The sequence below is a fragment of the Janthinobacterium sp. GW458P genome, assembly GCF_002127585.1.
Classification (GTDB): Bacteria; Pseudomonadota; Gammaproteobacteria; order Burkholderiales; family Burkholderiaceae_D; genus Janthinobacterium.
This window is the reverse complement of sequence record NZ_NEGZ01000057.1, coordinates 14364-36098: the sequence shown is the minus strand read 5'-3', so window position 1 is coordinate 36098 and position 21735 is coordinate 14364. Positions and strand designations below refer to the sequence as shown.

The window sequence follows — 21735 nt, the reverse complement described above, 5'->3', positions numbered from 1 at the left end:
GCCAGCGCCTGCACCGCGGGCGACGCCGCCTTTGCCGGCGCGCTGGCGGCGGCGCGGCAGGCGCAACGCGATGCCGGGGCGCGCCCGCCTGAATGATGATTCGAACAATCATCGCCCGCCGCATTCCTTACGCCGTGACGATGATTTTCCCGTTCATCTCCTCGTGGCCGCTGCCGCAAAAATTGTCGCATAAAAAGGCGTATTCACCGGCCTTGCCCGGCGTCAGCCGCACTTCGGTGACCTGGCCCGGCTTCAGGTCGGCGCGGATGTGCATGTCCGGGATGAAAAAACCATGGATGAAATCGACGGCCGTGAACGCCAGCACGACGGTTTCATCCTTTTTCAAAGTGATTTCATGCGGCGTGTAGACGAATTTCCTGGCCTCGATGGCGATAACCCTTTCCTTTGTGGCAATTTTCCTGAGCCCCTGGGCGTCGATGGCGGCTATCGTCAGCAGCGCACCGAAGCCGCAGGCCAGCCTGGCACAAAGGTGTCTTCTGGCGCGGTCCATGGCTTACGTCCTCGTGACGGGAAATTCCGTGAGCGCGTATGCCTTGTTCGCGGATTCCGCTTCCACCTCGCGGAAACCGAGGCCCTTGTACGGCGCGGCCGGGTCCCACGGCAGGGGCGTGCGCTTTTCCTGCGAACCGGGCGCCGGCAGGGGGAAAATCAGCGACTTGGCGGCATGGTGCGCGATTTGCCCCGTCATGTGGTGATGTTCCTGGTGAATATGGCCGTAGAACACAGTCACATTGCTGTAAGGCATTAACAGCGCGATCGCCTTGTCGCCGTCGCGCGTGGCCCAGTCCCACTTCGGGACCAGGTCGAACAGGGGCCGGTGCGTGAAGACGACGATGCGCGCGTCCTTTGCCTGCTGGTCGAGGTCGTTCTTGAGCCATTCCAGCTGGGCGTCGCCGATGCGCGCGCCGGGGTCGGAGACGTTATCGAGGGCGATGAAGTGCACGCCCTTGTGCTCGAACGCGTAATTGGACGGGCCGAAGTTCTCCTGGAAGGCGGCGCCGCTGTCGAGCGAGGCGTCATGCTCGCCGGGGATGAAGCGCACGCTTTTCACCTTCAATCCCGCCGCGATCTCCTTGAATTCGGCCATGCGCTGGCGGCGCTCCTTCGGGTCGTCCGTCGTGTGGGTCAGGTCGCCCGTGAAGACGATGAAGTCGGGCTGCACCTCCAGCGCATTCACCGTGGCGACGGCCTTGCGGAAGGTATTGATAGCGTCGGGATTGGCGGCGCCGCTGTAGCCCCAGTGTATGTCGGACAGCTGGACGAAGTAAAAATCGTCGTAGGCGGCGGCCATCTTGCCGGCCGCCGCTGCCGGCGCGTGTCCGTAGAGTCCGGACATGAACACGGCGCCGCCGCCGATGGCGGTCAGTTTCATGAAACTTCTGCGGTCCATCATGATATCTCTCCTTGTTTCCTTGACATGCATGGCCTGGCTGGCAGGCGGTATTAAAGCAAGCGCTATTTGGCGGCCGTGGCCGGGCTGGCCCGCGCGCCTTCCTGCTGCAGATACGCGATCAGGTCGGCGCGGTCTTGCGCGGACGGCACCATATAGCCCATTTTCTGACCGGGAATCAGTTTTTCCGGGTTCGTCAGCCATAGATCGAGGGTTTTCTCGCTCCATACGATGGCGGACGATTTCACGGCAGGCGAATAGCCGTAGCCGGCGGCGCTGCCGGCTTTCCTGCCGAACACGCCCTTGTGCGCTGGCCCCACGCCGTTGTAGTCGATCGAGTGGCAGGACATGCACATGGTTTTGTACAGCGCCTGGCCGTGGATGGCGTCGCCGGCGCTGGCCGCGCCGCTGGCAGCCATCAGCACGGCCGCAGCCGGGCCAGCGATGAAGTACGGGTATGTCATGGCGGACTCCCTTCAATTTGCAGCTATCTGGCATGGACCCCACGCAATCGGGGCCTGCAAATGCTATAACTCCAAAGGCGGAGAAAATATTCCCGTCCATGCCGTCTATTTTTGTCGCTGCATCGGGAATAAACGGCAGGCAAAGCGAGTCTTATGCAATGAGACGGTCGACAGGCCTACGGGTGTTGATTTGAATGACATCGATAAAACCAGGTTGTTTGAAAAAATTGCCATGCCTCATCTGGACTCTGCCTACAACCTGGCCCGATGGCTCACGCGCAATGACCAGGATGCCCAGGACCTGGTGCAGACGGCGTTCCTGCGCGCCTGCCGCTTCATGGACGGCTACCATGGTGATGCCGGCGGCGCGCGCGCCTGGCTGCTGACCATCGTGCGCAACACCTATTACACGTCGCTGCGCGACAGGCGGGCGCAGCGCGACGACATCGGCTTTGACGAAGAGCTGCACGGCCAGGATGAGGACGGATGCGGCATCGCGCCGGATGCGGCAGGCGGCAACCCGGAAGACATATTGGCCCGGTCCGACGTGAAGGAAGGCGTCAACCGCGCCCTGGAAACGCTGCCGCGGCCTTACAGGGAAGTGCTGGTGCTGAAGGAGCTCGACGATTTGTCCTACAAGGAGATTGCGGACATCGTCGGCATCCCGATCGGCACGGTGATGTCGCGCCTGGCGCGGGGGCGCAAGCTGCTGTTGATATACCTGAAACAACATACTGATGAGAAATGAAATGGAGTGCACCGAATCACGCGACAGGATGTCCGCTTTTGCCGATGGCGAACTCGACGCATTGGCGGCGCGGCAATTGACGCGGCACCTGGCCCATTGCCCCGACTGCGCGCAGGCTTGCGCACAGCTGCTGGCCTTGCGCGCGGCGGTGCGCCAGCATGGCACCCGCCATGCGGCGCCGGCGTCCCTGCACCAGCAAATACGCCAGGCGCTGCTGGGAGAGGGGAGCGCGGCGAAGGAAGTTCCGCGTCGCCGCAAATGGGCGCAACTGCCGTGGGCATGGATCAATCTTGGCGTGGCCGGCGCCAGCACGGCGGCGTTTGCCGTCACACTGGCGCTGTATCTGTCCGTGCCGTCGGACGCGGAACGGCTGGACCAGGAGATCGTGGCCAGCCATTTCCGTTCGCTGATGCCCGAACACCTGGCCGACGTGGCCTCGTCCGACCAGCACACGGTCAAACCCTGGTTCAGCGGCAGGCTGGACTTTTCACCGCCCGTGGTTGACCTGGCGCAAGCGGGCTTTCCCCTGATCGGCGGGCGCCTCGACTATATCAAACAGCGCCCCGTGGCCGCGCTCGCGTACCGGCGGCACCAGCATGTGCTGAACCTGTATGTGTGGCCCGACCAGGCGCAGCGCGATGCGTCGCCGCGCCTGACCGTCAGGCAGGGCTATCACTTGATACGCTGGAGCCGCTCCGGCATGCAGTATCGGCTCATTTCCGACCTCAATGTGCCGGAACTGATGGACTTCGAGCGCCGGCTGACGGCGCAAATCGACCAGGACGGTTTGCCGTGAATGCGCCGGCAATATGTTGCGGAAACTACAGCGTGCAATCCTGCGCCGCCTTGCCGGCAATAAAGCGGGTAGTGGCTTGCTCGAAACAGGCGGGCGCCGTCCACAGGATGAAATGCGGGGCGTTGTGCACGCTGGACAGCGACACCTTGCCGGCCTTGCGCTGCGTCAAGGCCTGCACTTGCGCCTGCGCACCCGCGTATGGCGTCTTCGGATCCAGGGTTCCCTGCAGCACCAGAGTTGGCGGCACTTTCGCCGGCAGGGCGCCGAAATAGGCGTCGCGCGCGTAGGTGGGCAAGCCGCCGCCCAGCAGGATGCGGGGCAGGGGACTGGTAAACAGCAAGTCCGCCTCTTCACGCTCGAGGTCGGCGGCGGTCCAGCCGGGGCGCAAGGTGGGCTGCAGATTGTTTTCCGAATTGCTGATGATATTGACCAGCGGAATCGACAGCGGCGACTGGGGATAGCTGCCCAGGCTGGCCGCCGCCTGCGTCAACGTGGCGCGCACGGCCGCCAGCTCCGTCTCGCCGCCCCGGTCCAGGTCCTGCAGCAGGTAGGGGATGCGGGCGCGGGCGGCCGGCACGTCGAGCATGCCGCCGAGGAAGTTTTTCAGGTTCTTGCCGGGGATCTGCGCCAGCAGGGCGGGATCCGCTTGCGCCTTGTCCAGCACGCGGCGGTACAAGGTGGCAGCCGGCTCGCCCAGTGCCGCATGGCAAGCCGCATCCGCGTCGCAGCGGGCCAGCACCTGCATGCCGGCCTGGTTCACCACGCGCGAGCGCTGGCTCAGGTCCCAGCGCGCATCCGCTTGCGGCGGCACCAGCGAATCAAAAATGACGCCCTGGACGGGCAGCGGCCCCAGCTGCAAGGTGCGCAAGAGCAGCTGCGTGCCGTACGATACACTGTATACATACACGGGCCGCTTGCTCTTGCCCCGTTCGCCCTCGATCAGCGCCTTCAGGTCGCGCGCGGCCGTGGTGATGGAAAACTGGCCCGCGTATTCCGGCGTCAAGTTGATGCCATTGAAGCAGCTGGCCCATTCGGCGCCGGCCAGGGCGCGGCCGCCGGGACTTTGCTCCGATTCTTCCACCTTGCACAGGCGCGAGGAATGGCCCGTGCCGCGATGGTCGGGGATCAGGAATTCAAAGCCGGGAAAGCTGCGGCGCAGGGTGGGCAGCAGGCTGTAGAACGAGGCGCCCGATTCGCCGGGGCCGCCCGCCACCAGCCACAGCGTGCCCTTGGCGGGCTTGCCGGCAGGCACATCGGCGGCAAACTTGCGCACGAAGACGTGCATGGCATCCGCCTCGCCGACGGCGCGGCCCTGGACATCGTAGCTTTCCGGTACGTTCAAGCCCGAACACAGGCTGCCGGGCACGGCCATGTCGGAGCAGGGGGTGAAGAACATCGGTTCGGCGTGCAGGGAGGCGCCAGCCAGCAGGGTGGCCAGCAGGGTCAAACGGGGCAGTAAGGTCATCGGCTACTTTGGCGGTGGTGGGGAACAGCCGCCAAAGTAGCGTTTTTCACAGCAATTGTCCAGATTGAAATATTTCTGACAGGATTTAGTTGCTCTTGCTGCCACGCAGCAAGCGGAGACCGTTCGCCACCACCAGCAGGCTGGCGCCCACGTCGGCGAACACGGCCATCCACAGGGTCGCCATGCCGGCCAGCGCCAGGCCGAAGAAGACGGCCTTGATGCCGATGGCAAAGCTGATGTTTTGCACGAGGATGCTGCGCGTGCGCTGGCTCAGGCTGATGAATTCAGGCAACTTGCCCAATTCATCGTCCATCAGGGCCACGTCGGCCGTTTCGATGGCCGTATCGCTGCCGGCCGCGCCCATGGCGAAGCCGATGTCCGCCTGCGCCAGGGCCGGGGCGTCGTTGACGCCGTCGCCGAGCATGGCGACCACGCCGAACTGCTGCTGCAAGGCCTTGATTTCATCCAGTTTATTCTCCGGCAGCAATTCCGCCTTGACCAGGCTGACACCGACTTCATCGCCGATGCGCTGGGCCGTCAGCAAATTGTCTCCCGTCAGCATCACGGTGGTCACGCCCAGCGCATTCAGGCGGGCAATGGCGGACGCCGCCGTCGGGCGCAGCACGTCGGCCACGGCGATCACGCCCAGCGCGCCGGACGGGCTGGCCAGCACCATGGCCGTGTAGGCTTGCTGTTCCAGCCGCAACAGGACGGCTTGCAGTGCCGGCGTCAAGAGCTTCAATTCCGTCATCAGGCGCGCATTGCCCAAGTAATATGTCTGGCCATCGATATTGCCTTGCACGCCGCGTCCATGCAGGGCGGCGAACTGGGTGACGGGCAGGTGGCTGCCGGCGGGCGGCCCCGCCTTGACGATGGCGGCGGCCAGCGGGTGGGCCGAATTGGCGTCCAGGCTGGCGGCCAGCAGCAGGATGGCGTCGCGGTCGCTGCCGTCGAGCGCCACGACATCGGTCACGGCCGGCTTGCCCATGGTCAGGGTGCCCGTCTTGTCGACGGCGATAGCCTTGATGCGGTAGCCCGTTTCCAGGAATTGCCCGCCTTTCACCAGAATGCCGCGCCGCGCGGCCGCCGTCAGGCCGCTGACGACCGTGACCGGCGTGGAAATGACGAGCGCGCACGGGCAGGCGATCACCAGCATCACCAGCGCCTTATACACCCAGGCCATGAAAGGCTGGCCCAGCAGCAAGGGCGGCAGCACGGCCACGAGGATGGCGAACACGACGACGGCCGGCGTGTAATAGCGGGCGAACTGGTCGACGAAGCGCTGCGTGGGCGCCTGCTTGCCCTGCGTATCCTCGATCACCTTGACGATCCTGGCCAGGGTGCTGTTGCCGCTGTTGGCTGTGACTGTGACGTCGAGCAAGCCCCGTTCATTGATGGTGCCCGCATACACGACATCGCCCACGGTCTTGTCCACCGGCATGCTCTCGCCCGTGATCGGCGCCTGGTTGACGGACGACTCGCCGCTGGCCACCACGCCGTCGAGGGCGATGCGCTCGCCCGGTTTCACGCGCATGAGCGTGCCGATGGCCACCGTGGCCACGTTCACCTGGCTCCAGGCGCCGCCCGCGCCAGCGACGGTGGCCGTGTCGGGCGCCAGCTGCATCAGGCTGTGCACGGCGTTGCGCGCGCGGTTCAGCGACAAGCCTTCGATCAGCTCGGCGATGGCGAACAGGAAGATGACCATGGCCGCTTCCGGCCACTGGCCGATGGCGACGGCGCCGAAAACAGCCAGGCACATCAGGAAATTGATGTTCAGGGTGAAAGTTTTCAGGGCGATCCAGCCCTTTTTCAGGGTCGGCCAGCCGCCCGTGGCGATCGACAGCAGGGCCAGGGCGATGACGAGGGGTGAACCGTCTTCATGCGTGGTCCACGCCAGCGCTTCGGCAGCAAACGCGGCCAGGCCGGAAACGACCAGCAAGCCCTTTTGCATGCCGGACAGCTTGCCTTCGTTCGGGTCGCGCGCGACAGCAGCGTCCGCCTGCATGGGAATCGCCTGCATGCCGATGCCGTGCAGGGCCGCTTCCACCGTGGCCAGCGAGGCCAGGGTATGGTGCACGTCGAGCACGCGGTTCATCAAGTTGAAATCGAGGCCCACGACGCCCGCCATATTGGCCAGCTTGTTGCGGATCAGGCGTTCCTCCGTGGGGCAATCCATGTTGGAGATGCGGTATTTGGCCGTGTGGGCGCCGGCGATGGGGGCGCTGGGCAGGGCTGGCGCAGCAATGGCCGCAGGCGTGGACGAGCACGCATGCTGGCTGGAGCAGCAGCTGGTCGCCTTGGGCGCATGCTCATGGTCTTGCTTGTGCTCGTGGGTATGATCGTGGCTATCGTGCGGCATCGCATTCATCCTTCCGGTTTCGTGTATGCTTTCATTAGAAACCCTGTAGCCGCTACAGGGTCAAGAGAATTTGCACGAAAGAATGAAAAGGGGATGCCATGCGTATCGGAGAACTGGCCAAACGGACAGATTGTGACGTGGAAACCGTGCGTTACTATGAAAAGGCGGGCTTGCTGCAGGAACCGGGCCGCAACAGCGCCGGCTACCGCGAATACCGGGAAGAACACCAGGAGCGGCTGCAATTCATCCGCCATTGCCGCTCCTTGCAGATCGGCCTGACCGATATCCGCGCCTTGCTGGAATTTAAGAACAATCCGGCCGAGGGTTGCCAGAGAGTCAATGAATTGCTTGATCACCATATCCTGCGCATCGCCGGGCAGATGGCGAATCTGCAAACCCTGCAGCAGCAGCTGGTGACCCTGCGCCACCAGTGCGACCAGCCGCAGCCGTCGCAAGACTGCGCCATCCTGCAAAACCTGTCCGAGGCGGCCAGCGGCCACGACTGCGCCTGCCATACCGAACTTCATTGATACGATTGCTACATGCTGAAACTGTTGCCTGCAAGAACTTTATTCACCTTGTCCCTGCTGTCGCCGCTGTGCCATGCGGCCGATGCGCCGGCCGCCGCCGGCCATTACCTGACCCTGTACGCCGCCCCCGGCGTGCCGCAAGACGATGACCCGTACACCTGGAGCACGGCGGGCGGCAAGCAGCTGACAAAGGGCGTGACCAAGGCGGACGGCCGCGCCTATGTCAAAGGGGAAGAGGGCGAGGAAAACTATATGTTGAAAACCGTCAGCATGCGCTGGCAGCTGAAGGTGCCGGCCCGGTGCTGGCAGGGCGCGCCGGAGGCTTTCCTGGACTGCGTCAAGCTGGCCAAGACCAGCAGCCGCTACGACGAGGAGCAAGAGGCGCTCAAGCTGGCGGAGCAGCAGAAAGAAGTGAAAATGCAGGCCAGAATCGCCGCCTATGCGGTGGAAGCCCGGGCCAACGACGATGCGCTGGCCTGGCTGGGCCGCCTGCCTTCGAGCTGGACCCTGGACGGCTATGGCAAGCGCCTGCTGGGCATCGGCGACAAGGTCACCAGGTACATCGCCGACGAGTTCAGTGAGGACGGGCCAGACGCGCGCCAGTTCGTCTGCCGCGCGCCCGCCTACTATGGCTCCGTGCCGGACCAGGCTGCCGTCGAGGCCTGGCTGGGATCGCCTGACGAGGTACGCAAGCTACGCGCCGGCCCCGCCTGGAATGCGCTGGTGGCGGCAGGCGAAAAGGGCAACTGGATGGCCAGGCTGGAACTGTATTACGCCTTGTCCGGCGCCAATGTCAGCGAACTGAGCCTGCTGGAACAGTACCGCATCGTGCAATTGATGGAATGGCTGCACAAGAAGAAGATTAGCGGCCTGTACAGTTATTTCATCGGCGCCATGCCCGTCGCTCCCGGCAGCAACTACAGTGCCGTCTGGCGCCGGCGGGATCAGGTTTTCCTGTATGCCGCCATGCTCGGCGATTACCATCAACAATTCCGCATGGGCAATGTCTTGCGGCGGGAAACCGACCCCGCGCTGGTCGAGACAGGCAAGGCCATGCAAGCCTGTTCCCGGGCCGCCATGCCGCAGCGGTACTAGCGCGACTAACGGGGCAGCAGCGGCGGGCCGCCGTCGCCCAGGCGGAAAGCATCGACGACGCGCAATAAATCATGCGCCTGGTCCTGCATGCTTTGCGCGGCGGCGGCCGATTGCTCGACGAGGGCGGCATTGCGCTGGGTCAATTCGTCCATTTCCGTGATGGCATTGTTGACTTCCTCGATGCCCTTGCTCTGGCGCTGGCTGGCCGCCGTGATGTCGTTCATGATTTCCGTCACCTGCTGCACGGAGGCGACGATGTCGCCCATGGTGCGCCCGGCGCTGTCGGCCAGTTCGCTGCCCGTTTCTATGCGGGCCACGGAATCCTCGATCAGTTGCTTGATTTCGCGCGCCGCCGTGGCCGAGCGCTGCGCCAGGCCCCGCACTTCCGTGGCGACGACGGCAAAGCCGCGTCCCTGTTCGCCCGCGCGCGCCGCTTCCACGGCCGCGTTCAGGGCGAGGATATTGGTCTGGAAGGCAATGCCGTCGATGACGGCGATGATGTCGACGATGCGCCCGGAACTGGCCTTGATCGAGCCCATCGTCTCGACCACCTGGCCCACGACGCGGCCGCCCTCCAGCGCCACGTTCGACGTCGACAGCACCATCTGGTTGGCCTGGTGCGCATGGCTGGCGTTTTCGCGCACGGTGTCCGTCAGGGCGTGCATGGACGACGCCGTTTCCTGAAGGGAGTGGGCTTGCGCCTCCGTGCGGGCCGACAAGTCCGCATTGCCGAGCGCGATTTCGCTCGCCTCCACCGTGATGGTGGAACCGGCCTGGCGTATGTCGCCCAAGACGGTGTTCCAGTTCTTCAGCACGGTGGCCAGGGCGCGCGACAGCTTGCCCACCTCGTCCTCGCCCCGGGCGTCGATGCGCGTGGTCAGGTCGCCGGCGGCCAGCGACTCGGCGGCGCGGCAGGCGTCGTCGATGGGGCGCACGACGGAACGCGCCACCCAGGTGGCGATCAGGGCCAGCAAGGCAAAACCGATGGCCATGGTGCCCAGCGACAGCCAGCCGGCGCGCTGGCCCGCATTTTTTGTTTCCTGCAGCGCGTCGACGGTGCGGCGATCGAGGTTGAGCAGGACCTGGCGCAGCTGGACGCGCACTTGCTGATAGTGCGTGGCGGCATTTTGCATTGCGGCCACGCCCGTATTCGGGTCCATCGAGGCCAGGTCCAGCGCCTGCGCCACGCTGGCCCGGTAGCGCTCGATGGCCGGCAATGCCTGGGCCGCCTCCGTGGCGGCGCCGGAAAACTTCTTGAGTTCCGTCAAGCCTTGCGCAATGGCGTTCAGCTGGCCATCCGTCTGCGCGCCGAATTGCTTGAATTGCTCATCCGACAGGCTGGCGGCGATGGCGATCTTCGCAAACGCATCGGCATGCACCTGGCCCAGGGCGATGGCTTGCTGGTTGGCCAGCCGCTCCGCCGCCAGGGTGACGTCTTTCAGGTCGCGCATGCGGCTTTCGTTTTGCTGCATGGCGAAATAGGACAAGGCTCCCATGGCCAGCAGGCAAGCCAGCGCGACCACCGGAACGATCAACATCTTGTGTGCGATTTTCATCGTAGCCCATATCGTCAAAAGAGCGGAAAACCATCCCGGTGCTGGCGGCGCGGCGGCAGGCTACAGGTAGATGCCGCCGCAGACGACGGTGTCGGCCAGTTTTTCGCAGTACATGGCCTTCGGTTCGATCTTCTTGTTTTCGGGATTCGTGAATTTGTATTCCTGCCAGAAGGTGCCCTTGCTCTTGGCCAGCTCGACTCTCTCCTTGACGAAGGCCTTGCCGTCGATATCCTTGAGTTCAATCAAATTCTTGCCCACCATTTTCTGGTTGGCGCCATGGGCAACCACCGTGCCGTCGAGCTTGTAGACGACCAGGTACAAATCATGCAGGATGAATTGCGGCGACTTGGCCGTGATTTCGCCATACGCCTTGGCGTCGCCGGCGCTCTTGATGTAGGCCACGCCTTTCTTGACCATGGCTTCGGCGTCGGCGCGCGTGGCGCCGCCTTCGGCAGCGCCGGCGGCACAGGGCAGCGCAGCTGCGGCAACGATGAGCGACAGGCAAAGGGCGGGGGCGAACTTGGGCATGACAGTCTCCTTCAAATTGCGGCATGGGAAGCCGGTGGTGAACCGGTGCGGCGAGACGGCGTCTGGCGCAGTGCCGTCGGTGCATGGTAGCGCGATGCCAGCGAGCATGCGCTGGTGCAACAGATTTTTTTTGAGTGGGGCGTTTTTGCAACGCTGCGTGCGCATGGCCGCAATCGCGTTTACAGAGTGAAAAGCAGGGGCCAGGCTATCGTGGCGATAGTGTGGCGCGCGCGCCGCGCTACCAGTCGGACGGGTCTTCCGCCGCCGCGCGCGCCAGGTCCTCGCGCCAGTCCTGCTGCACCAGCCGGTAGATATCGGCGAAAAAGGCGCGCGGGTCGTCCATTTCATCCCATCGGGCGGGCAGGGCGTGCGTACTCTCGGGGTCATGTTCGAGGATGGCCTGGAAGTCATAGTGAGGGTCTAGCAGCGCCTGCGCCAGCACGGCCACCAGCGCATGGCGATGGCGGTAGCTGAGCTCCTTGTACTGCGAGCTGATGTCGCGCCGTATCAGCGCAGCGCGCTGGAGCGGGTCGTTCATGTCCCAGCTATCCAGTTCCACGCCCAGGGTTTCTTCGCGGTCATACACGTCGAACGGGCCGAGGAAATAGTGGAGCGTGGGCAGATAGGGAGCGTCGCTCCAGGGGCCTCGCAGCATGGGAGTCTTTCGTTTGATTGCTAAATATTTACGCACATGCGGGCAAGGTCCAGCCTTCGTCGCCCATGTCCGTCGGGTAAATGGCGCGGGTCTGGTTCTGGCCCCAGCGGGCATGGTCGAGGATGCCGTCCTCATGCATGTCCAGCACCCATTCAGTGCTTTCCAGCAAGGTGCCATCCTTGTGGTAAACACGGAAAAAGGTGGACGTGCTGAGCGCGCGCACGATGTTCTGCGGCACGCCGTCGCCGTAGTGGGGCACATAGGTCTTGATCACGCACGTGCCTTGTTCGTTCCATTGCTGGGCGTACACGGTGGCGTTGCGGGCCGCCGCCACCTTGATGAACAGCCAGCCTGCCAGCATGATGGCGAACAGGAGGGCGGCGGCGATCAGGCTGGTTTTCTTGAGTAGCTGCATGAGGTCATGGCGGAGCCGGAAACGGAGTGAGCCGCATTGTATGTCAAGATCGGAAACACTTGCCGTACAGCACGTACAGCATGCATTGCCCCTTTTATTGCTGCGTATGGCCGTTTATTTCGCCAGTGCCGCCTGCAAGGCCTGGGCCATTTCCAGGTGGTGTTGCAGCGCTGGCAAGGTCTTCGCGGCAAAAGCCTTGATGTCGGGATCGCTGGCCTTCTGGCTGGCGTCGGTAAACAGTTTGACGGCATCCTTGTGCGCGGCCACGCCGATGCTTGCCGCGTATTCCTTGTCGAAGAGCTGGCCTTCCAGGCGGCCCAGCTTGTCGATCTGCGCCTGGTGCTTCTTGCCGGGCTGGTCGCTGACCTCGATGTGCTTGCTGCTGGCCAGCTGTTTCAGCTCGTCTGCCACTGCCGTGTGGTCCCTGACCATGGCATCGGCGAACTTCTTCACGTCCCCATTGCTGCTTTTGCTTTGCGCCAATTTACTGGCGACAATTTCCGTGCTGCCCGCATCGGCCGCCTTGCCGAGGAATTGCTTGTCGTATGCGCCGGGCGCGGCGGCGGCGATGCTGTTGATGGCGATGCCGCTCAGCAAGGCCACGGCGGCGGCTATGGCCACGCTTTTCAGGGAGGATGTGTGGGAACTCGTGGTGGAAATACGCATGGGAATTCCTTTCATGTCATGAGTGAATTTTTATGCAAGCTGATGACAATATTAAGCCGGCAGCCCGCGCACACCCATAGGACACTTTCGATTCCGCCAGTAGGACTAGTCCTGTTCCTTGGCGCACAGTTCGACTTGTTTGAGCGCAAATAAGGCGGCGATGCCGGCATCGCGGCGCCAGGCGGGCATGCCGATGTCGAGCCATTCCGCCATCGCGTCGAGGTGCGAGGGTTCCGAGACGCTGTGTTCGAGTTCATCGAGCACCGTGTCGCGGTCGATGTACAGGCTGTCCAGCCAGGCGTCGAACGAGGGCGCCAGCGCCATCAAGCCGTGGGCGCGCTTGCCGGTCCAGCCCGGCAACTCCTGCACATAGGCCAGCACGCGGCCGCCGCCTTCCTCCGTCAGGTCCAGATAGACCATGGAATTGCCGCCATCGCGGGCGAAGGGCAGGATTTTCACGGGCATGCCCGCATGCTGGCGCGCGGCGCGGATTTCGCCGACGAAAGTTTCATCGCAAAAATCGCCTTCGTCGGCGCTGAAAAAGGTATTGAAACCCATTTTTTCCACGCCGCCGTTGCCGTCCGGTACATCCGTCGTGTAGTCGAACCAGGCGCCGTTGGCCACTTGCAGGAAAGCCAGGAAAGCGGGCGGCAACGGTGCTTCCAGCAGAGTTTCGATGGCGGCGATCTGCTGCGCCGTGGGGGCAGGCTTGGCGCCCTCGAGCGCCAGGTGGCGGTACTGCGTGTAATAAGTCATGGATTATCCTTGTAGTGTCTTGCGGCCGCGACGCCATCGTCGCAGCCCGTCTCCACCTTGGCCAGCGCATCGACGAGTCCGGCGCGCAGCACGGCCATCGAGCGGGCCTTGTCGTCGATCTGGGCGATTTTCGTTTCCAGCATGGCCCGCTTGGTGGCCGCATCGAGCGCATTTTCCTGCCAGACGGCAATGACTTCGGCGATTTCCTTCAAGGTAAAGCCCAGGGCCTTGGCGTGGCCGATCAGCTCGATCCGGCGCAAGGCCTGCGCCGAGTATTCCTTGTAGTTGTTCGTCATGCCCGGCTGCGGCGCTTCATCCAGCAGCCCCTGGCGCTCGTAGAAGCGCACCGTGTCCTTGCTGACGCCCGTCAGGCGGGTGATTTCTCCGATGCGCATGATTTTTCTGTTGACCGTGGACTAAAGACCACAGTTTACAGTGAAAACCTCATTCACTCCACACCGCTGCCATGACCGCTTTCAATTACACCAACCAGACCGTGCTGATCACGGGCGCCTCGTCCGGCATCGGCCGCGTCTTTGCGGAAACCCTGGCCGCGCGCGGCGCGCATTTGCTGCTGCTGGCCCGCTCCGGCGCCGTGCTCGAGACGCTGGCCGCCGACCTTGCCAAGCGCCACGGCATCCGCGCCCACGCGCTGGTGGCCGACCTGAGCCTGCCCGGCGCGGCCCAGAACGCCCATGCGCAGGCGTGCGCGCTGGGCATGCCGCCCGACGTACTGATCAATAATGCGGGTTTCGCCACGCATGGCAGGTTCGAGACCATCCCTCTCGCGCGCCAGGCGGCCGAAGTGACCGTCAATTGCACGGCCCTGATGGAACTGACGCACTGCGCCTTGCCGCACATGCTGGCGCTGGGGCGCGGCGCCATCATCAACGTGGCGTCCACGGCGGCCCTGCAGCCCGATCCCTACATGGCCGTCTACGGCGCCAGCAAGGCTTTCGTGCTGTCGTTTTCGGAAGCGCTGTGGGCGGAAAACCGCCAGCGCGGCGTGCGCGTGCTGGCGCTGTGCCCGGGCGCCACGGAGACGGCCTTCTTCGACGTCGTGGCCGCGCCCGAGGCGGCCGTGGGCAAGCGCATGGCGCCGCAAGCCGTCGTCGACGAAGCGCTGCGCGCGCTGGACCGGGGCCGCAGCAGCCATGTGGCGGGCCGGCCCAACCGGCTGCTGGCCTGGCTGCCGCGCTTGCTGCCCCGTCAGGCCGTGCTGGGCATCGTGCAAGCCATGCTCAAGCCGAAGGGGCAGGGCGGCGTAACGCTCGCTCGCTGAAACAGGGGAGAACAGGGAGGTGCAAGGCGGGCGTGACTGTTTGCCCCCCGGAATTGCTTCTGCGCTTCCGTCTGATGCGCCGCAAGACAGTATGGTTTATTGAAAGAGACACTGGAAGCCCGCTGGCCAAGGACATTGATGTCAGAACCGCGGCAGTCGACACGGCGCCAGCTGAAAAATTGCGCCGGGCGACCTCACAAGAAAGGTCTCGGACATGGCATACAGCCGACCAGCCCGCATGCGCATGGGGCTCTGCTGCTGCCTGCTGCTCGCGGGCTGCTCTTCGCCCATGCAGCGGTATGGCGGACACGACCCGGCCATGGCCTATGTCCCTGTCGCGCGTGCCGGCATCAGCGATGCCAGGGCGCCGTTCCGGGCGCTGTTTTGCGCAGTGCTGGCAGGTTCGTCGCCAGCATCCCGACAGCCGTGCGACTTCTGGCTGCGCCGCCTCGACGACGAATTGCCCGCGCCCGCCAGCGTCTTGCTGCAAGCGGAAAAAGGTCCGCACCAAGGTCCGCGGCCATTCGATCTGCTGATCGTGAGCGGCGTCTTTTCCGAATGCCTGCCCCGCGTGCGCGCATTTGCGGACGCAGTCGGGCGCTTCCGCCAATTGGGGTATGCGGTGGATTATGTTCCCGTGAAGGGACGCGCGAGCGCTATATTCAATGCGGACATCATCTACACAACCGTCAATGCACTTCGTAGCAGCCAAAAAAACAGGAAATTCGTGGTGCTGGCCTACTCCAAAGGGGCGATCGACACGCTCACCGCGTTGGAGCGTCACCCGGAACTGGCGGCGGACATCGCTGCCGTCATCAGTTTTGCCGGTGCCGTGAACGGATCGCCGCTGGCTGATCAATATCGCGGCCTGTATGAACGTCTGTTCGCCGCCATTCCCGATCAGGCATGTCCAGTGACTGATGGCGGCGAGATCGCAGACCTCACCCGTGAGTACCGGCTCAACTGGCTGGTTTCACATCCGGTGCCGCGCCAACCCGCGCTGTTTTCCATCGTCGCGACACCGACGCCGGATCGGGTTTCCAGGGTGCTGCTGCCGATGCATGCAGCCCTGTCGCGTATCGATCCACGCAACGATGGCCAGATTCTGCACTTTGATGCGCTACTGCCCGGCGCCACGCTGCTCGGCTATGTGAACGCCGACCACTTCGCCATCGCCTTGCCGTTTGTGCAACACATGCCGCTGCTGGCTCATACCTTGATCGACATGAATGATTTTCCGCGCGGGCCGCTGGCCGAAGCGGCCGTTTTATACGTTGAAGAAACACTGCTGCCACCGGCAAAGAGTCCGGCAAACGGTCAATAAGCATGGCAGAGGAACTCATTTAATATTCCGGCATCAAACCTGGCATGGCGTCAGCCATGGATCTGTGCATTTCCCATGCGATTTCCCACCTGTAGACACACTTTCTCACCTGGCATGTGTTGCCTGGCTATCCATGCGCGACCCTGCCAGATGACTTTAATGATGCGTTCTGTCAAAAAGGGATGTCATGAAAATCTTAACAGTAATCGCTCTCTTTTTCTCAATGGCAAACGCCGGGGCTTTCGAACAGTGGGAGCACAAGAGAATGGGCGACCTGGCCTACTATCTGGCCATGGAGATTCATTGTTTTGCAAAAAACTCTCCGCCGCTGGAGTGTCGGACCATTAACCGTGAAACCCCCGACGAAAACATGCGCGAAAAAGAACTGGGGAGGCAATGTGCAACACAGGAATTAAAAAGAACATGCGAACTGTTCGATGACATAGCTGCCGAGATAGAGAAAAATGACACAGACAAGGAAAATTTGAATCGATTGCATGAAGCGCTGCGTAAGGAGTGCGCGGAAGAAAAAAAGGCGAATTATTGCAAGAAGAGGAATGAATTGCAGATCGTTCGCTGGAAAAGTACTTTCTTCTTTGATCCAATTTATTCCGGCGACCAGGATGACCGCAAAAAAAAGTATACTGACGAGAAAATCAGCTACGGGGATGTTGTCGGTTGCGTCGACTATTTCCTGACGCCGGAAAAAATGATGGCGGGCAGTGAAAGCAGCTTGTTCAAGTCGCTGAACAAATTGAAGAAGTATCCGGAGCCGAAGCGTGCAATTCACCTTTATCCACAACAAAGAGTCGATCTGGACTTGTCGGTGGCCAATCGTTGCTTCAAAGCGCTGTGGAACTTCGAAGGTAACCGTGCCGCGCATATGAACCATACGCATTTCCAGTCTGAACTGATTTTATCTCAACGCAATATGCATCTTCTGGCCCTGAGTTTACGGGTTTCTGAAAAAAATATCTTTGGCGCGCTGACTGCGAACGCCATATCCGATCACTATCTTCACGACAGCTTCGCTCCGGGCCACATTACCGCATGGCGCAGCAGGCTGACCGATGTCGCGGCAAATGCTTTTCACGACAAGAGAAATAGATTGGGCGCGCGGGCATCGATCGATGAAAAATTCTTCGCGAAGATGAACGCCATCACAATAGACGGGTTGGCAACGACAATTACAGATAAACTGCTGGAAAGAGCGGATGAAAAAAACAATCCATATCTGGCGCGGAGCGTCAGGAATTACTTCCTGCTGGCCGAGCAAAAAGATCGGCAGGAGACTTGCTGTACGTCGATGTCTCCAGCCGAGCAGCTGCTGTATCTGCGAAATATCGCGGAATCCCTGGTCCAGGCGAAGGAGATAACACTCAAGGGAGATGATTTTTTATGGGATGACATGCAAAAAGAACAGCGGCTGCTGCTGCTGGTTACCGAAGTACGCTCCATATTGGATATCCTTGAAAGCAGCATGCTGCAGGAGCCTGATAAAAATGGCGAAGCCAGGGTGAAAATCGTGGACTCCTTTAAAAACAACAACTGGTTCTGGTTTGAAAAGGATAAGACAGCGGGGCAGGTGGTCGCTTTCATCGGACCGTCACAATTAACCGCGACGATCGGCCCTGTAAAATATGAAGTGGAAAATATTCCAAAAATATACGGTTATGAAAGAAATGATCCCATTTACGGGGTCAGTATCGGCTTTGATGACATGCTGTTCGGCGACCAGCACAACAGATCCACGATCCTGTTCGAGCGTCTTATTTTTGGGAATGCGAACGAGAAACGGGATTCATTGAATCTGGCCCTGCTTGGCGGTGTTCACGCTTCCCACTCCCCGTTTGGCAACGATGCAGGTTTTTCGCTGCGCGGCGCCGTCATCCTGCCTCAGACGGAAACCATCCTCAGCATTCCTTTCCGCTATGTCCGGATGCATGAAGCTTCACATAAGACATGGAAGCCGACTATCGGCCTGCGCTTAGATCAAGGTTTCAGCAGTTTTGCAACGTTTTATCTTGAAATTACCCATGACAGCGCCACGCAAAGAGATGGCGGCATCCAGTCGGGATTATCGATCGGCGCTGGGCTGGGGTTCGCTGCTCCTCAGTGCCGAACTCCCGGCATCAGCTCGCTGATGGCTTGCCGGTGACATGTCGTCAGCAAGGCAGGAAGTCAAAACGCCATGGTGGCGAACATGGCCAGCACGGCCGTCGCCATGACGATGGTAGCCAGCCAGCCCAGCGCCCGCAGGCGGCGCGAAATGGTCAAGGTGCCCATGATGGCGGGGCGCGAGGCCATCACCATCATCAGGGCCATGATGGGCACGGAAATGACGCCGTTGATGACGGCGCTCCAGTACAGGGCCTTGATGGGGTCGAGCGGCGAAAAGCACAGGGCGGCGCCGATCACGGTGGACGTGACGATGATGCCGTAAAACTTCTTGGCGGCCCGGGGCGCCAGTTCCAGGCTGTTTTTCCAGTGAAAGGCGCCCGCCATGGCGTAGGCGGCCGAACCGGCCAGCACGGGAATGGCCAGCAAGCCCGTGCCGATGATGCCCAGGCTGAACAGGGCGAAGGCGAATTCGCCGGCAATCGGGCGCAGGGCGGACGCGGCCTGGGCCGACGTGTCGATATGCGTGATGCCTTGCGCGCCCAGGGTCACGGCCGTCGTCAGCATGATGAAGAAGGCCACCAGGTTGGAAAAGCCCATGCCGATGGCCGTATCCATCTTGATGCGCTGGAATTGCCGTGGCGCCTGTTCCGGGGCGCGGCGCAAGGCTTGCGCGCTGGAATCGGCCTGCAGGTCTTCCACCTCCTGCGAGGCTTGCCAAAAGAATAAATAGGGGCTGATCGTCGTGCCGAACACGGCCACGATCATGGTCACCGAGGCGGCCGACCAGGCGAACTGGGGCCAGACGGTGCGCAGCGCCACGTCGCCCCACGGAATATGCACGGTGAGCACGGTGGCCACATAGGCCAGCAAGCCCAGGGTCAGCCATTTCAGGATGCGCACGTACTGCTGATAGGGAATGAACACTTGCAGCAGCAGCGAGAGCAAGCCGAAGCCCGCGGCGTACAGATGCGTGGGGCCGCCGATGATCAGCGTCAGGGCGTCGCCCATGGCGGCCACGTCGGCGGCAATATTGATGACATTGGCCAGCAGCAACAAGCCGACGATGGCGTACAGCAGGGAACGGGGATAGTGGCGGCGGATATTCGTCGCCAGCCCATGGCCGCTGACCCGGCCGATCTTGGCGCTGATGACCTGGATGCCCAACATCAAAGGAAACGTCAGGCAGACGGTCCACAGCATGCCGAAGCCGAACTGGGCGCCGGCCTGCGAATACGTGGCGATGCCGCTGGGGTCGTCGTCGGCCGCGCCCGTGATCAGGCCCGGCCCCAGCTTGCCCAGCCAGGTGTCGGAAGGGGCTGCCTGCTTGCGGACGGCGTCCGCGTGGCCGCTGTCGCTGTGCATGCGTCACTCCTGTGTAATGTAGGCAGCAGCGTACCACAGGCGGGCGGCGTCCAGAAGGGGCGCCGCCCGGCAAATTCACGCCTCAGTAGCGCGCATCGCTGGGCTTGCCGCCCTTGGGCCAGTCCTTGACCTTGTCGGGGAAGTCGGGACGGGGCATGTGGGTAAAATATTCGGCCACGTCGACGGCGTCCTGGTCGGACAGGTTGCCCTGTCCCAGCGGGAATTTCTGGCCGTGGCCCATCACCATGTTCGCCTTGACGAAACCGGCCGCCGTGTAGGTGCGGGCCATGCCGGCGCCGATATTGAAGGAACGCTCGCCCCACAGCGGCGGGAAGGCCGCGACGCCGTTGGCGCCACGGATGCCTTCGCCATTCGCGCCATGGCAGACGGCGCATTGCTCGGCATACACTTTTTTGCCGTGCACGGGATCGGGCAGCAGAGCGCGGTCGATCTTCGCCACGCCCCGTCCCGCCACCTTGTCGCCCGCCTGCGTGGCGCCCTTCATCCAGTCGATGTAGGCGACCATGGCCTGCAGGTCGGGGCCGTCCACGGGCAGCGGCTTGCCGTGCATGGAGCGGCGGAAGCAGCCGTTGATGCGCTCACCCAGGCTGATGACCTTGCCGGCGCGCGGCGCTTCGGACGGGAAGAAGGCGGAAATGCCGAGGAAGGGCGAACCGCCGGCCACCGTGCCGCCATTCAGGTGGCAGCTGCTGCAATTGAGGTCGTTGCCCACGTTTTGCGGCAGCCGGGCGCGCGTTTCCGTCATCAGCTGCATGCCGTGGATCAATTGATTGGCGTTCGGATCGGCCATCAGGGCGGCGAAGCGGGGCGTGACGAAGCCGCCCGCGTCCGGCGCCTTGAGCTTGAGCTCCTTGCGCACCCTGGCGATCTGCGTCGGGGTCACTGGTGCGCCCTGGTTGCCCCACTTGCCGCGCACAAAGGTGAGGATTTCCGCCAGCTCCGTGTCCGACAGGCGGTCATACGCGGGCATGCCGAACGAGCGGGGCGAGTGCTGCGTGACGGCCGACTGCCAGCCCGTCAGCGCGATATGGATGACGGAAGTCGCGTCCTTCGACTGCACCGAGTCGTTCTGCGCCAGCGGCGGGAAGATGTTGTCCACCCCGCGTCCGTCGCGGCGGTGGCAGGTGGCGCAGAATTGCAGGTAGCCCAGGCCGCCGCGCGTGTTGTACAGCGCATCGCTGCTGGCAGCCGCGAGGGCCGCCGTCTTTTTGGGTGGCGCGGCCACCCCGTCCCTGGCGGGCAAGCCGTGCAGATAGTGCGCCAGCGCGTCGAGGTCGCCGTCCGTGAAGTACTGCGTGCTGTGGGTGATGACTTCCGTCATGCTGCCGGCCGCCGTGCCGAAGCTGTTGTGGCCGGTTTTCAGCAATTGCACGATGTCGCCCGGCGTCCACAGATGGCGCAGGTTCACCGCATGCCAGCCGTCAAAGGTAAATCCGGACAGGTAGAGCTTGCCATTGCCGCCGTCCTGGCCCATGGTCTTTTCCTGGAACGCCAGGCCGCGCGGCGTATGGCAGGAGCCGCAATGGCCGAGGCCCTGGGCCAGGTAGCTGCCCCGGTTCCACTGGGCCGACTTGGCGCTGTCGGGCTTGAACGGCGCGTCATCGAGGAAGACGGCATTCCACAGCGACAAGCCCCAGCGCATGCTGAACGGCCATTTCATGTCCGTTTCGCGGTTTTGCTGGGCCACGGGCGCCACGCCCCGCTGCAGATAGGCGTACAGGGCCTGCATGTCCTCGGGCGTGATCTTCGCGTAGGAAGGGTAGGGCATGGCCGGATACAGGTTGTGGCCGTCCGCCGCCACGCCCTTGCGCATGGCGCGGTCGAACTGGGCAAACGTGTACGTGCCCAGGCCGGTCTTCGCGTCCGGCGTGATATTCGTGCTGTAGATGGTGCCGAACGGCGTTTTCAGTTCCAGGCCGCCGGCCATGGCGGCGCCGTTCGGACGCGTGTGGCAGGCCACGCAGTCGCCGAGGCGGGCGACATACTCGCCGCGCTTGATCAGCCCGGCCGCCGCCGCGGGCATGCTGGCGGACGCGGCGGCGGTTGCCGCCGTTGCGCTGGCGCAGAAGGCCAGCATGGCCAGCAGCAGCATTGCCGCCAGCCAGGAAGTCATCGAAAAGGAAAATACGGGAGAGCGGCGCGGGCCGCGGCGGGGGATGGAATTGGCGTTCATGGTGACCC

General features: G+C 62.9%; 21 protein-coding genes. 7 read left to right on the top strand and 14 right to left on the bottom strand.

Features of this window, described 5'->3' with window-relative positions; translation table 11 throughout:
- Window positions 1–127: 127 nt before the first annotated feature.
- From CBW50_RS23770 to CBW50_RS23760, 3 genes are all read right to left on the bottom strand, one after another.
- Window positions 128–511 carry a cupredoxin domain-containing protein gene (locus CBW50_RS23770; protein ID WP_086147802.1) on the bottom strand — a complete coding sequence of 128 codons (384 nt, stop codon included), beginning with the start codon at window positions 509–511 and terminating at the stop codon, window positions 128–130.
- Between the two features lie 3 nt (window positions 512–514).
- Complete coding sequence (locus CBW50_RS23765) at window positions 515–1411, bottom strand: metallophosphoesterase (RefSeq protein WP_086147810.1); 897 nt, start codon at window positions 1409–1411, stop codon at window positions 515–517.
- Between the two features lie 65 nt (window positions 1412–1476).
- Entirely contained in the window at window positions 1477–1875 is a 399-nt protein-coding gene (locus CBW50_RS23760) for a cytochrome c family protein (protein ID WP_086147801.1), read from the bottom strand.
- A 190-nt stretch (window positions 1876–2065) separates the two neighbouring features.
- Between CBW50_RS23760 and CBW50_RS23755 the strand changes: the two genes are divergently transcribed.
- Window positions 2066–2623, top strand: coding sequence for a sigma-70 family RNA polymerase sigma factor (locus tag CBW50_RS23755; RefSeq protein WP_301178820.1), 558 nt, complete (start codon window positions 2066–2068; stop codon window positions 2621–2623).
- Complete coding sequence (locus CBW50_RS23750) at window positions 2613–3419, top strand: anti-sigma factor (protein ID WP_367301833.1); 807 nt, start codon at window positions 2613–2615, stop codon at window positions 3417–3419. The genes CBW50_RS23755 and CBW50_RS23750 overlap by 11 nt, the downstream gene beginning before the upstream one ends.
- A gap of 25 nt (window positions 3420–3444) precedes the next feature.
- On the opposite strand, the gene CBW50_RS23745 is transcribed toward CBW50_RS23750, so the two are convergent.
- Both CBW50_RS23745 and CBW50_RS23740 read right to left on the bottom strand, forming a co-directional pair.
- The gene (locus CBW50_RS23745; protein WP_086147799.1) at window positions 3445–4884 is read right to left on the bottom strand and encodes an alpha/beta fold hydrolase; all 1440 of its coding nucleotides are present in this window, start codon (window positions 4882–4884) and stop codon (window positions 3445–3447) included.
- A gap of 85 nt (window positions 4885–4969) precedes the next feature.
- Window positions 4970–7243 carry a heavy metal translocating P-type ATPase gene (locus tag CBW50_RS23740; RefSeq protein ID WP_086147808.1) on the bottom strand — a complete coding sequence of 758 codons (2274 nt, stop codon included), beginning with the start codon at window positions 7241–7243 and terminating at the stop codon, window positions 4970–4972.
- 98 nt (window positions 7244–7341) lie between these two features.
- On the opposite strand from CBW50_RS23740, the gene cadR reads away from it, so the two are divergent.
- Entirely contained in the window at window positions 7342–7773 is a 432-nt protein-coding gene (gene cadR / locus CBW50_RS23735; protein WP_086147798.1) for a Cd(II)/Pb(II)-responsive transcriptional regulator, read from the top strand.
- A 12-nt stretch (window positions 7774–7785) separates the two neighbouring features.
- On the top strand, window positions 7786–8868 hold the full coding sequence (locus CBW50_RS23730; protein WP_139842614.1) for a hypothetical protein: 1083 nt from the start codon (window positions 7786–7788) through the stop codon (window positions 8866–8868).
- A gap of 5 nt (window positions 8869–8873) precedes the next feature.
- Here CBW50_RS23730 and CBW50_RS23725 read toward each other — a convergent pair whose 3' ends face one another.
- The 7 genes from CBW50_RS23725 to CBW50_RS23695 all read right to left on the bottom strand — a co-directional run bounded on the left by CBW50_RS23725 (window position 8874) and on the right by CBW50_RS23695 (window position 13839).
- Window positions 8874–10424 (bottom strand): methyl-accepting chemotaxis protein, encoded by a 1551-nt coding sequence (locus CBW50_RS23725; protein ID WP_253251982.1) that lies wholly within the window; start codon window positions 10422–10424, stop codon window positions 8874–8876.
- A 60-nt stretch (window positions 10425–10484) separates the two neighbouring features.
- A complete protein-coding gene (locus CBW50_RS23720; RefSeq protein WP_086147806.1) occupies window positions 10485–10952 on the bottom strand; it encodes a cache domain-containing protein in 468 nt (155 codons plus the stop codon).
- Window positions 10953–11190: 238 nt separating this feature from the next.
- Window positions 11191–11607, bottom strand: a complete 417-nt coding sequence (locus CBW50_RS23715; RefSeq protein ID WP_086147796.1) for a hypothetical protein — start codon at window positions 11605–11607, stop codon at window positions 11191–11193.
- A gap of 28 nt (window positions 11608–11635) precedes the next feature.
- Window positions 11636–12022 (bottom strand): hypothetical protein, encoded by a 387-nt coding sequence (locus CBW50_RS23710; protein WP_086147795.1) that lies wholly within the window; start codon window positions 12020–12022, stop codon window positions 11636–11638.
- A 114-nt stretch (window positions 12023–12136) separates the two neighbouring features.
- Window positions 12137–12688, bottom strand: a complete 552-nt coding sequence (locus CBW50_RS23705) for a DUF4142 domain-containing protein (RefSeq protein ID WP_172404867.1) — start codon at window positions 12686–12688, stop codon at window positions 12137–12139.
- A 105-nt stretch (window positions 12689–12793) separates the two neighbouring features.
- On the bottom strand, window positions 12794–13444 hold the full coding sequence (locus CBW50_RS23700; protein ID WP_086147793.1) for an SMI1/KNR4 family protein: 651 nt from the start codon (window positions 13442–13444) through the stop codon (window positions 12794–12796).
- Window positions 13441–13839, bottom strand: coding sequence for a MerR family transcriptional regulator (locus tag CBW50_RS23695; protein ID WP_086147792.1), 399 nt, complete (start codon window positions 13837–13839; stop codon window positions 13441–13443). Before CBW50_RS23695 ends, CBW50_RS23700 begins: the two co-directional genes overlap by 4 nt.
- A 71-nt stretch (window positions 13840–13910) precedes the next feature.
- Between CBW50_RS23695 and CBW50_RS23690 the strand changes: the two genes are divergently transcribed.
- From CBW50_RS23690 to CBW50_RS23680, 3 genes are all read left to right on the top strand, one after another.
- Window positions 13911–14726, top strand: coding sequence for an SDR family oxidoreductase (locus CBW50_RS23690; RefSeq protein ID WP_086147791.1), 816 nt, complete (start codon window positions 13911–13913; stop codon window positions 14724–14726).
- Window positions 14727–14940: 214 nt separating this feature from the next.
- Window positions 14941–16050: a hypothetical protein gene (locus CBW50_RS23685; protein WP_139842613.1), complete on the top strand. Its 1110-nt coding sequence runs from the start codon at window positions 14941–14943 to the stop codon at window positions 16048–16050.
- Window positions 16051–16237: 187 nt separating this feature from the next.
- Window positions 16238–18208 (top strand): hypothetical protein, encoded by a 1971-nt coding sequence (locus tag CBW50_RS23680; protein WP_086147789.1) that lies wholly within the window; start codon window positions 16238–16240, stop codon window positions 18206–18208.
- A 23-nt stretch (window positions 18209–18231) separates the two neighbouring features.
- Here CBW50_RS23680 and CBW50_RS23675 read toward each other — a convergent pair whose 3' ends face one another.
- Both CBW50_RS23675 and CBW50_RS23670 read right to left on the bottom strand, forming a co-directional pair.
- On the bottom strand, window positions 18232–19533 hold the full coding sequence (locus tag CBW50_RS23675; RefSeq protein WP_086147788.1) for an NRAMP family divalent metal transporter: 1302 nt from the start codon (window positions 19531–19533) through the stop codon (window positions 18232–18234).
- 82 nt (window positions 19534–19615) lie between these two features.
- Window positions 19616–21577, bottom strand: a complete 1962-nt coding sequence (locus CBW50_RS23670; RefSeq protein WP_226935773.1) for a c-type cytochrome — start codon at window positions 21575–21577, stop codon at window positions 19616–19618.
- Window positions 21578–21735: the final 158 nt, after the last annotated feature.